Origin of the sequence: Hydrogenispora ethanolica, assembly GCF_004340685.1 — a bacterium.
Classification (GTDB): domain Bacteria; phylum Bacillota; class UBA4882; order UBA8346; family UBA8346; genus Hydrogenispora; species Hydrogenispora ethanolica.
Map to the genome: position 1 here is coordinate 90,261 of NZ_SLUN01000016.1, position 14,156 is coordinate 104,416.

The window sequence follows — 14,156 nt, forward strand, 5'->3', positions numbered from 1 at the left end:
CCTGTCGCAGGAGTTTTTACCGTTCGGTGGTTCAAACCGGGCCGAGCACCTTTGCGACCTGCAGGTCCTCCATTTGATAAAGATCGACGCGCTGCCCTTTGGAGGGCCCATCCATCAGCTCCACCAGGCATTTGATCCGGGAAACGAAAGTAACCACTCCTTGAAGGCCATTCTGGAAGAGGAGCACGCTGCCGATGGGAAACGGCGCGATCACTTTGGAGAGCGCCCGGACCACCCGGCGGTCGAATTTTTGATCGCATTCCGCCGCAATCTCCTGAATGGCTTCGAAGGGCGGCCGCGCCACCTGATAGATTCGGTTCGAGGTCATTGCGTCGAAAACATCGGCCACAGCCACAATCTTCGAGAAACGGTGAATTCCGGAGCCGGTGATTCCCCGCGGATAGCCGCTGCCGTCCTCCCGCTCATGGTGTTGCAACGCGATATGGGCCGGGATAAAGCTGGGCAGTTTGTCCTTGAGGATCTCGAACCCTTTCCGCGAATGCTGCTTCATAATCTCAAACTCCTGATAATCCAGACGGGCCGGTTTATTCAGTATATGCGGGTCAATTAAGGTCTTGCCGATATCGTGCATCATGGCGCCGACACCCAGGAGTTCCAGGTCGTCGCGGGAGAGCCCGATATAACTGCCGATCAGCAGGGCCAGGATGGTCACATTCACGGAATGGTTGTACGTATAGGCATCATGGCTGTTCATCTCCAAGAGGCTATAGGCGATCCGTTGATCCTCGAGAATCTGGTCGACGACCTCCACCACGACTTCCCGGATCCGCTTGATATTGACCTCCTCGTTCCGTTCCACTTGCTGGATGGCGGACTTCAACACCTGGACCGCCTTGATTTTGGTCTCATCCCGGATGGGCTGAATAATCTCTTCATCCTCCAGGGAAAAGGGATCGCGTATATACAGGTAGGGAAAGCCGAAGCTTTTCATCCTTTCGATGTATTTGTACTTTAGGACAGTGCCTTTGACGAGCAGTATTTTGCCGTCTTCCTCCCGGTACAGGGTCTTTCCCAATACCATGCCGGGCTGCACTTTATCAATGGGGATTAAACGCATCCAATTCTCCTACCAAATTAAGAGATTTGCCTTCTCTCCGAACGCCGCACCAATCCTCATTTCCCGGCCGCGCGGCGTTCAAGCCGAATTGCCGTGCCGGGAACGCTTGCGGCGCGACGGGGCCGGAGCCGGTTCCGCGGCCGAAGCGGCGCTGCCGGCAGTTCAATCCCATTGCCGCAGAAACGCCACGCGCGGCAGGGCCGACGCTTCCACCCGGCTCAGCCAGGCGCCGCCTAGCGGCGTGGCTGGCGGTTCGGCCTGGGACCACTCCGCCTCCCAGAGCTCAATCTCCCAGCGCCGGTGGGTGAAGACTTGGGTCAGCTCCGACCGTTTCGCGAACGCCAGCTCCCGCCCCAACTGTTCCCCCGTCCACGCAGCGGCCAGCCGGGCCGCATCGGTCGCCGGGCCATCCAGCAGGTTGGGATACTCCCAAAAGCCGGCCAGCAACCCGCGGTCCGGGCGCCGGACGAACAGCCGCCGGTCATTCCAGTTGATGCACAGGACAATCCGGCGTTCCGTTGGGATGGGTCGGGCCGTCTTCTTGACCGGAAACCGTTCCGGATCTCCCGCCGCCATGGCGCGGCAGTGGCGGCGGACCGGGCAGCCGTCGCAGCGCGGCGCCTTCGGCAGGCAGATCAAAGCCCCCAATTCCATCAGGCCTTGGGTAAAATCGCGGGCCGCTCCCGCCGGGAAACGCGCCTGAATCCAATCGGTAAAGATGCGCCGGGAACGTCCGGTGGTCGAATCTTCCGGAAACGCCAGCAACCGGCTGACCAACCGGATGACATTGCCGTCCACCGCCGGAACCGGCCGGTTGAAGGCGATGCTGGCCAGCGCGCCTACCATATAGCTGCCGATTCCCGGCAGGGCGGCCAACTGTTCCGGTTCGGCCGGCAATTGGCCGCCGTATTCGGCGACCACCTGACGGGCCCCTTGTTGAAACAGCTTCACCCGCCGGTAGTAGCCCAGTCCTTCCCAGACCTTCAGCACCGCTTCCTCCGGTGCCGCCGCCAGGTCGGCGATGGTCGGGAACTGCTCCAGAAAACGGTGGTAATAGGGGATGACCGTTTCCACCCGGGTCTGCTGCAACATCACTTCGGAAACCCAGATGGCGTAAGGATCGCGGGTATCACGCCATGGCAAGGAACGGGCGTTCCCCCGGTACCAGGCCAGGACATCTCCGCCAAAACTTCCCGGTCCATCCTGAACTTCGACTGCTTGCTCCTGCACTGATTCCTGCCGCAATGGCTGTCCTTTCTCGCTGAAAAACCCCTCAGCAGGGAGATGGTATCGAATGGGGCGCCGCGCGGACCGGGGAGGCTCCGCCGCGCCACGAAAAAGACCCTATCATACGAAGTACTGTTTCATCATGACATATCCGGCGCGGGGCCGTCAATACCTTTTCACCCCCCAGGCCCAAACGCCCCCCTGATCTTTTTAGGAAGCGTCCCCGCTCCGCCGGATGACGCCCTCCGTGACCAAGGCGACGAAGCTCTTCACCAGTTCGGGATCGAATTGCGTCCCGGCGCCGCGGACCAACTCGGCCAGGGCCTCCTGGGTCGGCATCGCCCGCCGGTACGGGCGGTCGCTGGTCATCGCGTCAAAAGCGTCGGCAATGGCCAGGATCCGGCACTCCAGCGGAATCTCCAGCCCTTTCAGTCCCAGCGGATAGCCGCTCCCGTCCCACCATTCATGATGCTTCAAGATCCAATCGGATAAGTAACTCAGCTCCTGGGCAGATTCGGCGATGCTCTGGCCGATCTCCGAATGGCGCTGGATCTCCTGTTGCTCCTCCGGGGTCAGGACGCCAGGCTTGAAAAGAATATTGTCAGCGATGCCGATCTTGCCGATGTCGTGAATCTCGGCCAGCAGCTTCAGATCCTGCACCTTGCGCTCCGGCAGCCCGGTCCGTTCGGCCAGGTGCTGAACCAGGTGTTTCATGCGCTCGGCATGGCCCTCGGTGATAAAATCCCGCGCCGCCAGCGTCTTCATGAGGATCTGGATGACGTTGCTGTGCAGGCTCTGGCTGCGGTGCAGTTTCTTGCGGTACATATTGTTGTCCGCTTCCTCGAAGACTTCCTGAACCGTCTTGCGGTCGTCGCTGATCGCCCAGCCCAGTGAGATGCTCAGCTTCGGCTCGCTTCCGGCGAGGGCGGCCTGATTATGCGCGTCCAGCAGTTCCGTGAGACGCCGCTGGATCTGTTGCGGCTCATCGAGGGTGCAATCGGGCAGCAGAATGGCGAACTCATCCCCGCCGACCCGGGCGGCGATCTGATTGCCCTGCGCGGCGGCAGCAATCAACTCCGCGGCGCTGCGCAGCAAGCGGTCGCCGGCGGCGTGGCCCTGCGAGTCATTGACCGATTTCAAGCCGTCCACGTCGCACATGACCAGACCGAGCCGGCTGTACTCGCCGTGTTGGAACCGTTCGATCTCCCTTTCAAAATAGGTCCGGTTATACATTCCGGTGAGCTGGTCGTGCCAGCCGAGGTAGCGCAGTTGCTCCTCGACCTTCTTGCGGTTGGAGATGTCGTGAATGGTCTCGATGGCCCCCACCAGGTTCCCGGCATGGTCGTATAGCGGCGCCGCCGAGATCAGGGCGTAGATCCCGCGGCCTTGATGAAGCTTGCTCAGGAAGACCTCAGCCTGAAGGATCGGGTCGTTCTGTTCGGCGGAAGGATAATAGCGCCGGATCTCGTCAAAGTCGGCGGTGACCAGATCGATGAGCAACGGCCGCGGCTCGCCCCAGAACGGGAAAGCGTAGGCATAATAGCCCAGGCCCAGGATCTCCTGCTTGGTGATGCCGGTCAGCTCGGCGATGGCCCGGTTCCAGGCCACGACCTTGCCCTGGCAGTTAATGACGAAGGTCGCGTCGGGCAAAAAGTCGATAATATTCAATAACTGCTGATTGGCGCTGGCCAGTTGCTCCCGGTTCCGCTCCAGCTCCAGCCGGGAGTCCTCCAGGCTGTCCATCATCTGGTTGAAAACAGTGGCGTAACTGGTCAATTCATCCCGTTTGCTGATGGGAATGCGGATCGACAGATCGTTGCTGGCGGCAATCTCGCAAACTCTTTCATTCAAAAAGGCCAGCCGGGACAGGACCGACTTTTCCAGGAAAGCCAGCACCAAGAGGGAGAGGATCACTCCCAGGATAAGCATGGCCACGGAGAAATACCACAGGCTCAGCTGCCCCTGGTGATAGATTTCGCGCGGGATGGTCAGCCGGACTGCGGCCACCGGACGGCCATCCAAGTCTGCCAGCGGCGCATAGCCGTCGATCGCCCTGGAACTGCGCGCCTCCACCCACACCCGGGCTTGGCCTTCCGGGCTCACGGCGCGGCTGCCGCGCCATTCGCGGAACTGGCGCCGCGAGAGCAATTCCAGCCGCAGGTCGAGCATTCGCGCGATCCGGGCCAGTTCGGGCCGGGTCAGGTAACGGCCCATGATCAGGTAGCCTTGCTGCGTTTCGCGCCCGGGGACGGCGCCCACCGGCCGGGCGGCGAAGATCAAGAGGCCGCCGGGCAGCTCCAGAAAGCCCTTGCTTCCGGCGGAGCCGGCCAACCGCGGCATGACCGGGGCGATCACCTTCCGGAGGAGGGGGGCCGGGACCGGCTGTTGACGCTGTTGCGCCGCATCATACTGCCGGTGGAAGAGCGGCTGTCCGGCGGCGTCGAGCCGGATCACCAGCCCCAGCCGGAGATGGCGGAAGGTCCCGGTGGGGATGCGCCGTTCCCGGCCAGGAAAACCTTCCGCGCCACTCTCCCAATGGACCCAATCGCGCAAGATGGCGTCCAAGCCGTCGGTCTCGTTGGCCAGCGCGCGCAAGACCCGCTCGCCGTTGGAACGGATCTCCTGCTGCTCCAGCTCGTCCAGGCGGTTCAAGAGGTAGCCCCGCAGCCCCAAAGTGAGCGCTACGATCAGCACCGTCAGGGAGAGGATAAAGATAAGGGCGGTCTTTAAGCGTAGGGACATGCGGCGGTCGCCTCAAATCGGATCAAGATACTTATAATTCATTATACCTCGGGCTGGGGTATTATGGATATAGTTCCTTTTACATCATATCGGCAAAATGCTAAATTTTCTGAATCAAAGCCGGGCACGGAAAAAGCACCCGTGTCGGACGGGTGCTTTTTCCCTGAGTCTTTCCAGCTTCCTCCCGCCTCCCCGGCCGGACCGCCGGACTCCCCGGCGCTCCTTCCCGGCGGGGGCGCGGAACCGCCAAGCCGTTTTCCGGTCCTTCCGAATCCTGCGGCGGTTCTTCCGGGCCGCTGCGCCGGTCCTCCGGACGGTTCAGCCGAACCTCCCGGCCCTCCGGCGGTCCCGCCAATCCGGGCGGCGTCCCTTCCCAAAGCTTCGCCGGTGCTGCGGCACCGCTTGTCCTTACTTATTGATGATCTTTCCCACATTCTTAATGATGATCGAGATCGTCCCGTCCACATTGCTCACGAACTCCAGCTTCTCACGGTTGTTGTAATAATCGGCCGGGAAATTGATCTCGATCCCGGTGTCGGTCCAGATCTTCTGGTTCCGGAACTTGCGGTTGGCGATCCGCTCCGGCAGCTCGACCGCCCGCTCCACCAGGCCGGCCCGGTGTACCTCCTCCAGGTATTCCCGCTGGGCGTCGGGGTCGCCCCGGAAGACCGCCTGGGCCACGTGTTGCATGTCGATGGCGCCGGCATCGTCCAGATCCTCGGAGACCGCCTGGCGCAGCCGGACCATGGGGGTGAAATCGTCCCCCATGCCATACTTCTGGCTGATCTTCTGGGTGACCTTGTCGAGGACCCGCGCCTTCTCGTGATTGGAGAGCCGGTCGGCGCAGGCCAGAAAGCGCTTGGAAAGGTACAGCTCTTTATTCCCGTCGATCTCGTACTCCTTCTCGATCAGCCGCAGGCTGAGGTCGTCCAGGGCGACCACGAAGCATTCCTCCGGCTTTTGCTGTTCCGACGGGAGGACCGCCTGCTGCAGCACCAGGCTGTTGATGCTCCGCTCCTCCTCGTAGCCGATCTGATGGATGAAGCCCTTCCGGTAGTTCAGTTTCAGCGCGCCGAAACAGCTCCGGCCGTCCTCGCTGAAATGGCAGCAGACCAGATCGGCCGGACTGATATCCACGTGGGCCAGCATCAGCCGGTACAAGGCGTCGGCCAGCCCCTGGCTGAAGCCGAGAAAATCACCGTCCGCGGCATACTTGGCACAGCGCTCGCGCACCGGGTTGGCCTCCCCGCTGAATTCGGCCGGTTTGAGCCGGTCGTCCTCCAGCACCTTGCGCAGCTGCTTCTCCAGAAAATCGGCGGCCTCGCCCTTCAACTCCAGCTCTTGCTGGGATAAGACCGGCAGTCCCACATTGGTGTCCAGAATATGCAGGACCGCCTTTTCAATGATGATTTCCGCCATGGTTCCACCTCAAGTCGAGGACCCCCGCCGCTCCGGCAGGGGTCCCTCCGTAATTTGCAATTCCAATGCAGTTCCATTGTAAAACCGCTGAATCGAGATCTCCGTCTCCGATCGCCGGCCAGCGGCAATCGAATCGCCCGTTTGCCTCCAACTCATCCATTGTACAATAAGCGGCCGCGTTCCGCCAGTCCCGGATTGCGCGCTTCAGCACGGACGCCGGACCGCAGCCGGGCTCCCGGGGAGCAGCAACTCGGCGAATTTGAGGAGCTGCAGCCGGTAAGCGCCGGCGGCCCGCGCGCCGGCCTCGGCCAGGGCGCTCAGATTGGCGGGGTCGACGTCATCCAGCGCCGCCCGTTCCGGCGGCACCTCCGGGTTGACCCGCAGGTAATGATCGGGACAACCGTAGGAGTGAAAAATATTCCGCAGCTCGTAATCGACCGTCTCGGCGCTCCCCGAGAACATCACGCCGACTAGCGGCACCGCCCAGCCGAGTTTCCCCCATTGTTTGGCCTTTTGATAGGGGATGGGCCGGCTGTCCCGGCCGCTGCCCAGCGAGAGCAGAACCATATCGCGCGCGCCGCAGCGGGCGGTAAATTCCTTGCAGGCCTCGGTATAAGCGCAGAGCGCCGGATTGTTGGCGAAGACGCCGCCGTCGATCAGCGGAAAGAACCGCCGCGTCTGCGAATAGATCAAGGCGGCGCTGAAATAGGTGGGCGCGGCGGTGGTGGCCCGGACCACGTCGCGCACCCAGAAGTCGTGGGAGGGATCGCGCGCCGCCTTGGGCTGGGTGAAAAAGTGGGCGTAGCGCTCCTTGACATTATAAGCCGTGATCAGACAGGGTTTTAAAAGCTGGCTCAGCTTCAGCGAGCCGAAAACCAGCCGGAGCTGTTTCTCCAGACTGTGCTCCCCGTATTTGGGCCGGATCAGGCCATCCAGGGAGAAGAGCCGCTGCCGCCAGGACTGCCTGAAGATGCACGGCCCGAAACGAAGGTAGCTCTCCAGGGCCTCGGCCGCGCTATAGCGGGGCCGGAGCGTGCCTGCGGCGGGGGACAGCAGCATGCAGGCCAAGATCCCGCCGGTGCTGGTGCCGGCGATCAGGTCGAAGAAATCGCCGATCCGCGCCCCCCGGTCGCCGCTGAGATCCTGCAGGATCCGTTCCAGCTCCACCAGGATCCGGCCGGAGATGATCCCCCGGATTCCGCCGCCGTCGATGGCCAAAACTCTAATAAACCGGGACACAACGACACCCCCGCATCGGAGCCCCCGGACCCGCCGGCCGCCGGTTTTTGAGGCGGCGAACAGCCGCGTCCCGGGTTCCTTTCGAATCTGTTACTATATGTTTAATGGCGGGAATGCCGAAACATGCCTGGAACTCTTCTTCCTGCGGCGGAGTCAGCGCAGGTAGCCGCCGTGAAAACGCAGGCGGTACACGATCGCGCCGCCGTGGCTGACCCGCTCCTCCCCCATGAAGCTGCCCAGGTCTCCCGCAGCCTCGCAACAGTACTCGAAGCCTCCGGCGGCGTAATCCCGGGGTCCCCGGAACGGCCGCTCGGGCGTACAGCGGCGCAGGGCGTCTTTGAGAAACTCCGCGAAGCCGGCCGGCGCCTGGGGGGCCAGCAGCTCGCCGTAATAATTCATCCCCCAGAGGATCCGGCCGTCGTGCCAGACCACTTCTTCCCCGATGAAATGGGACGCGCCGATGTAACTGTCCAGATAGTAGTACTTGCCCTTCTGGTACGGCAGATCCTTGGAACTGGGCCGGCAGGACTCCTTCTCCCTTCCGTTGCCGGCGTAGGTGTTCTGTTTGGCCTCGACCAGGAACTCGCGGAGTTCCGGTTCATTCTCAACCAACGATCATCCCTCCTGTTTTAAACGGCGTCCTTTGATTATACCAAACGTTTGTTCGAAAAACAAGCGTCACCCGCAAACCCCAGGGTTGCGTCAAAGTCATTCAAAGCATTGACTCGCGCAGAGTATTATGATTCAAGGCGGGCGCCGCCGCGCCGCTGCGGGACTTCGACGAATCCCCGGCAAGCCTCAATAAAGAAAACCCCAATCCCGCGGGGGACTGGAGTTTCCGTGAATGCCGTTGCACTGTTCCGCACCGGCCCTCAGCCGTTGGGATACTTCTGCTTGCAGTACTCCACCATCCGGCGGGCTGCCTTCTTGCCGGCGCCCATGGCCGCGATGACCGTGGCCGCGCCGGTGACGATGTCGCCGCCGGCGAAGACTCCGGGGATGCTGGTGGCCAGGGTTTCGGGATCGGCCTGGATGTAGCCCCTCTCATTCAGCTGCAGGCCGGTGGTATTGCGCAAAAGGACCGGGTTGGGGCCCTGGCCGATGGCCACGATCACGCTGTCCACCGGGAACTGGAATTCCGAACCGGGGACCGCCACCGGCCGCCGCCGGCCGCTCCGGTCGGGTTCGCCCAGCTCCATCCGGATACACTCCAGGGCCTGAACCACGCCCTGCTCGTCCCCGATGATCCGCACCGGGTTGGTGAGCAGCCGGAAGATGATCCCTTCTTCCTTGGCGTTCTCGATCTCCTCGTACCGGGCCGGCAGTTCCTCCTCGGAACGGCGGTAGACGATATAGACCGCTTTGGCCCCCAGCCGCAGCGAGGTGCGGGCCGCGTCCATCGCCACATTGCCGCCGCCGACCACCGCCACCCGCTCACCGATCCGCACCGGGGTGTCATACTCCGGAAAACGGTAGGCTTTCATCAGATTGACCCGGGTCAGAAACTCGTTGGCCGAATAGACTCCGTTCAGGTTTTCACCCGGGACATTCAGGAAATAAGGCAAGCCGGCGCCGGTGCCGATGAAAATGGTCTGAAAACCCTGTTCCAGAAGTTCCGGGACGGTCACCGTCTGGCCCACCAGCACGCTGGTCTCGAGCTTGACGCCCAGCTGCTTGATATACTCCACTTCCCGGCCGACGATCTCTTTGGGCAGCCGGAATTGGGGAATGCCGTACTGGAGGACGCCGCCGGCTTCATGCAGCGATTCGAAGATGGTGACGTCGAAGCCCTGCAGCGCCAGGTCGGCGGCGGCCGTCAAGCCCGCCGGACCGGCGCCGATGATTGCCGCCCGGTAGGGCAGCGCCTTGGCCGGCCGGACCGTTCCGCCGGCCTGCTCCGCCGCATAGTCGGCCACGAACCGCTCCAGGCCGCCGATGGCGATGGGTTCGCCTTTCTTCGCCAGAATGCACTCTTTCTCGCATTGCGACTCCTGGGGACAGACCCGGCCGCAGATCGCCGGCAGGCTGTTCTTCTCCTTGATCTTGGCGGCCGCTCCCGCCGGATCGCCGGCCTTGAGCAATTGGATAAAGTCGGGGATGTCCACCTCGACCGGACAGCCCTGGACGCAGAAACGCTTTTTGCAGTTAAGGCAGCGGGCCGCTTCGGCCGCGGCCTGTTCGGGGGTGAAGCCCAACGCGACTTCACCGAAGTTCCGGCTCCGTTCGGCCGGATCCTGTTTGGGCATTACTTGGCGCGGCATCGGCAACCCTCCATTCCATGCTGATGAGCTTGATAAGCCTCTCGCTCCTGGGCGTTGTAATACCGCTGTCTCTGGCGCAGCTCGGCGAAGTCCACCTGGAGCCCGTCAAAGGCCGGACCGTCGACGCAGCAGAATTTGCTCTGGCCGCCCACGGTGACCCGGCAGCCGCCGCACATGCCGGTGCCGTCGACCATCACCGCGTTCAGGCTGACCACGGTCTTGACATTCAGCTCCCGGGTAATCCGGCAACAGGCGTCCATCATCGGCACCGGGCCGATGGCGATCACCTCATCGACCTTCTCCCGCTCCAAGACCCGGCGGAGCGGCACGGTGACCAAGCCATGCTCGCCGTAACTGCCGTCGTCGGTGGCCACGATCAATTCGTGGCTGACCGCCCGGAGCTCCTCCATGAGAATCAAGAGTTCCCGGCGCTGAGCGCCCAGGATGACAATCACCCGGTTACCGGCCTCATACAACGCCTTGACCTTGGGGTACAAGGGAGCCGCCCCCAGGCCGCCGGCCACTCCGACCACCGTGCCTACCTTTTCGATGGGGTACGGAGTCCCCAGCGGCCCCAGCACATCCGCGAACGATTGCCCCGGTTCCATGGCATTGATCATGGCGGTGCTCTTGCCGACCTCCTGAATGATCAGGGTAATCGTGCCGGCGGCCCGGTCAAAATCGGCGATGGTCAGCGGGATTCGTTCCGCGCGGTCGTTCAGCCGGACCACCACAAAATGGCCGGGCTGAGCCTTGGCGGCGATCCGCGGCGCTTTGACCACCAACCGGACGATCCGCGGCGCGAGGCAATCTTTGGCTACAATTTCCAAGAGTTTCCCTCCTTACTTGTGCAACATTCCAGCCGCCGCCACCCTGGCCCATCCCGGTTCTCCCGGATTACGCTGGGCGGCTGCAGCCTTTGTTTCAAAACGGCGGATTCCGGATTGCGCGCCTGCATAACACCGCGCGCTGTTCCGGCAGTTTGAACTTGCGGACGATTTGAGGCTTTATACAGGAGCGATTGTCACAAACAGACCGCTCCCAATTGTTGCACAAACCAAAATATTCCCAGCTCAGGCGGGGAATTTTAAGCTGTTGCCTTCCATCATAACGCATTCTAAAACCGCACATCGCAAAAAAAAGCAATTGTAATGAGAAATTAACTTATCTGAGTATACCATAAAAAAAAAGGCTGCCGCAAGCCTCGCCATTGCTGGATTCAGCCTTCTTTTTTATTGGGCTCGAGCGCCGCTTGAGCCGGTTTTGGGGCAGCCGTACTTCCTGGAGCGCGGTTATTTCCGGGGCACTACAAACTCCTCGGTCCGCTGATCCGCATGAATGCATTGCCAACGAATCTCCGTCTCGGTCAGCGCGGGTATCAAGGCGGCGCCGCAATCGGCCACGCTGAAGGGTAGCCGGGTCTTGAGCGCGCCGGTCGGGCAGGCTTTGACACAAGCCATGCAGTCCCAACAGTCGGCCTGATTCCGGATATAACTGCGTTTCTGCTCATTGAGGGCCAATAGATCCCCGGGGCAGATATCCACACAGCGGCCGCAGCCGTTGCATTTTTCGCCATTGATTTGCAATCCCATCCCAAACACCCTCTCTTCCATTTTCGGAGGCATTCTTCGGCCCGTCCGGGTTTTCCAATCCTCTCCGGTTTACCGGTTCAGCCTGGCTCAGCGAACCGCGGCCAAACGCGGCCGAGCAGGGGCCCCGGCGGGGCGTTGCTGGCGCGGCGACTGCCGGCCCTTTTTCAAATCGTACAGCGTCGCCTCGATCTTGGTGGATACCAGATCAAACAGCGGCCCGAAAGTTTTCTGCAGGATCCGAGGCAAACCCGCACCTAAACGGCTCATCACGAGCTCCACGGCTTGTTTCTTGATCTGTTCGGCCTCTTCCCGGGTAAGCTTGCCGTCGGCCCGGGCCTTCTTGAGATCGTCGACCACCGTCTGGTTAAGCTCCTTGACCACGCTGATGACCACCTCATCCAGGACCACCAGGGCCTGGGCCAGCCTATTGTCGCGGTAGCGGGTCGTCAGATAGAGCGCCGTCGCGGTCATGGCATAGACGCCGCCCGCGGTGACCAAGGGCAGGCCGACAATGAGAAAATCAGCCACTGCTTCCGGAGTCATGAACATTCCTCCCTCCGTTCCCGTCTATGACATTGTATGATCCGCAGCTGGGCGAAGGTTCCAGATCGAGCCAGCCTTCTTTTAAAAAGATAAACCCGGGAAGGCCCGTTCCCCCCGACGATGCGTTTGGCGCGTCCGGACGGGGCATACTAGGGCCATGGCGGACATTTATATCGGGATCTCAGGCTTCTCATATTCGGAATGGCGCGGGATCTTTTATCCGCCCGGCCTCCCCGATGCGGAAATGCTGCCGTACTATGCGGCGCGCTTTCCCACCGTGGAACTGAATAACACCGCCTACCGGCTGCCCGCCGTGACCACCCTGCAGCGTTGGGCGGCGGCGGTCGGGCCGGAGTTCCGCTTCGGCGTCAAGGCGCGCCGCACCCTCACCGTCGCCGAGGAGCCGGACCCGGCTCTGCTGCGGTTGTTTCTGTCCCGCATCGTGGAGCTCGGCGCCAAGCTGGGTCCGGTGCTTTTCCAGTTCCCGCCGGCCCGTGGCGCGGCGGAAGTCGACCGGCTGGTCGCGGCCCTGGCCGCCGCGACCGACTTTAGCCAAAGCTTACTTAACCATTGCTTTGTGGAGATGCGCAACCCGGCGCTTCTCCAGCCGGGATTCTTTGACTTTCTGGCCGGCCAGGGCCTGGGAATATGTTTAAACGATCAATTTCTCCGGCCCGGCGACTGGCCGGAACCGAGCGGCGGCGCGGCTTATTTGCGCCTGCGGTCCGCCCCGTACAGCGCGGCGCAACTGGAACCGATCCTGGCCAAGCTGGAAGGATGGCGCAGCCGGGGGTGGGACTGCTATGTCTATTGCCGGCACGAGCGCTCCGCCCCGGCGCTGGCGGAGTTGCTGCAAAGGCTGGTAGCGGCCCAAAAAACTTCCAAAATTTATTAATCATCTCTAGCTGGAGTTCCCCTTTTTGCCGATAATTTTAGAGGTGGTTTTTGAATATACATCTATACGTCGAAATCGATGCGTCGGCGGTCACCTCTACTGGCAAAAGCTCGACTCATTCGCTCGTAACCGTGACTACAATTATTGCAGCGGAAGATTCCATTTCCCTGTGGGCAAAGGAGCATGAAAATCCGTGGAATTCAAAACAGGCCATCGCTTTCGCTTTCTCTTGCTTGGGCTCATCGGCCTCACCGTTCTGATCGCGGGTTTCGCCAACTGGCGGGCCCAAGCGGCGGCTCTGCCCCAAGTTGACGCCAAGGCCGCCGTCCTGCTGGATCCGGCCACCGGCAAGGTGCTATTCGCCAAGAATCCCGATACCGCCATGGCCCCGGCCAGCACCACCAAGATCATGACCGCCATCCTCGCCATCGAACGCGGCGGCCTCAGCCAGACCATCCGCGTCAGTCCCAACGCAGTCGGGATCGACGGATCCTCGATGGCCCTGGCAAGCGGCGAACGCCTGCGCATGGAGGACTTGCTTTACGGATTGATGCTGGTTTCGGGGAACGATGCCGCCGTGGCTATCGCCGACGCCATCGCCGGTTCCGAGGCAGAATTCGCCCGGCTAATGACGGCCAAGGCCCGGAAGATCGGCTTGACCAACACTAATTATAAGAACCCTAACGGGCTCCCGGCCCTAAACCATTACAGCACCGCCCGGGATCTGGCCAAACTGACCGCCTACGCTATGCGGAATTCGATCTTCGCCCGCATCGTCGCCACCAAGGTCAAGACGATCCCCGGCTCCAAACCGGGCGAGACGGTGACCCTTTACAACCATAATAAGCTGCTCTGGCGCTACCCCTACACCACCGGGGTCAAGACCGGCTACACCCTGACCGCCGGCGGCTGCCTGGTGGCGGCGGCCAAGAAAGACGGCGCCACCCTGATCTCGGTCGTACTCAAATCCAACGCCATCTACGACGACAGCATCAAGCTTTTCGACTATGGCTTCAAACAAAAATCCGGCTCACGGTCGTAAACGGCCGGAGAATCCATTACGGGACGGACCAGCCGCAGGGCTGGTTTTTTGTTTCCGGAGGCATTCCGTCCCACCCGGCCGGAAGCCCGTTTTGCAACAAATTCCAAACGCCTCGTTC

Annotated in this window: 12 protein-coding genes; 2 read left to right on the forward strand and 10 right to left on the reverse strand. The window is 61.8% G+C overall.

Annotated elements, in window-relative coordinates; translation table 11 throughout:
- Window positions 1-31: 31 nt before the first annotated feature.
- The 10 genes from EDC14_RS13880 to EDC14_RS13925 form a co-directional block, all read right to left on the reverse strand.
- Window positions 32-1,078 carry an HD-GYP domain-containing protein gene (locus EDC14_RS13880; RefSeq protein ID WP_132014907.1) on the reverse strand — a complete coding sequence of 349 codons (1,047 nt, stop codon included), beginning with the start codon at window positions 1,076-1,078 and terminating at the stop codon, window positions 32-34.
- Between the two features lie 162 nt (window positions 1,079-1,240).
- Window positions 1,241-2,323 carry an A/G-specific adenine glycosylase gene (mutY, locus tag EDC14_RS13885; RefSeq protein WP_165908017.1) on the reverse strand — a complete coding sequence of 361 codons (1,083 nt, stop codon included), beginning with the start codon at window positions 2,321-2,323 and terminating at the stop codon, window positions 1,241-1,243.
- A gap of 192 nt (window positions 2,324-2,515) precedes the next feature.
- Complete coding sequence (locus EDC14_RS13890) at window positions 2,516-5,047, reverse strand: HD domain-containing phosphohydrolase (protein ID WP_132014909.1); 2,532 nt, start codon at window positions 5,045-5,047, stop codon at window positions 2,516-2,518.
- 408 nt (window positions 5,048-5,455) lie between these two features.
- Window positions 5,456-6,466, reverse strand: a complete 1,011-nt coding sequence (locus EDC14_RS13895; protein ID WP_132014910.1) for a nucleoid-associated protein — start codon at window positions 6,464-6,466, stop codon at window positions 5,456-5,458.
- Window positions 6,467-6,670: 204 nt separating this feature from the next.
- Window positions 6,671-7,705 carry a patatin-like phospholipase family protein gene (locus EDC14_RS13900; RefSeq protein WP_165908018.1) on the reverse strand — a complete coding sequence of 345 codons (1,035 nt, stop codon included), beginning with the start codon at window positions 7,703-7,705 and terminating at the stop codon, window positions 6,671-6,673.
- Window positions 7,706-7,858: 153 nt separating this feature from the next.
- Window positions 7,859-8,317, reverse strand: a complete 459-nt coding sequence (locus EDC14_RS13905) for a DUF5680 domain-containing protein (protein ID WP_132014912.1) — start codon at window positions 8,315-8,317, stop codon at window positions 7,859-7,861.
- Window positions 8,318-8,577: 260 nt separating this feature from the next.
- Window positions 8,578-9,966 (reverse strand): NADPH-dependent glutamate synthase, encoded by a 1,389-nt coding sequence (gltA, locus tag EDC14_RS13910; protein WP_132014913.1) that lies wholly within the window; start codon window positions 9,964-9,966, stop codon window positions 8,578-8,580.
- Complete coding sequence (locus tag EDC14_RS13915; RefSeq protein ID WP_132014914.1) at window positions 9,951-10,796, reverse strand: sulfide/dihydroorotate dehydrogenase-like FAD/NAD-binding protein; 846 nt, start codon at window positions 10,794-10,796, stop codon at window positions 9,951-9,953. Before EDC14_RS13915 ends, gltA begins: the two co-directional genes overlap by 16 nt.
- Before the next feature lie 462 nt (window positions 10,797-11,258).
- The gene (locus tag EDC14_RS13920; protein ID WP_132014915.1) at window positions 11,259-11,558 is read right to left on the reverse strand and encodes a 4Fe-4S binding protein; all 300 of its coding nucleotides are present in this window, start codon (window positions 11,556-11,558) and stop codon (window positions 11,259-11,261) included.
- 87 nt (window positions 11,559-11,645) lie between these two features.
- On the reverse strand, window positions 11,646-12,101 hold the full coding sequence (locus EDC14_RS13925; protein ID WP_132014916.1) for a hypothetical protein: 456 nt from the start codon (window positions 12,099-12,101) through the stop codon (window positions 11,646-11,648).
- A gap of 157 nt (window positions 12,102-12,258) precedes the next feature.
- On the opposite strand from EDC14_RS13925, the gene EDC14_RS13930 reads away from it, so the two are divergent.
- On the forward strand, window positions 12,259-12,996 hold the full coding sequence (locus tag EDC14_RS13930) for a DUF72 domain-containing protein (RefSeq protein ID WP_132014917.1): 738 nt from the start codon (window positions 12,259-12,261) through the stop codon (window positions 12,994-12,996).
- A gap of 193 nt (window positions 12,997-13,189) precedes the next feature.
- A complete protein-coding gene (locus EDC14_RS13935) occupies window positions 13,190-14,038 on the forward strand; it encodes a D-alanyl-D-alanine carboxypeptidase family protein (protein WP_132014918.1) in 849 nt (282 codons plus the stop codon).
- The last annotated feature ends 118 nt before the right edge of the window (window positions 14,039-14,156 follow it).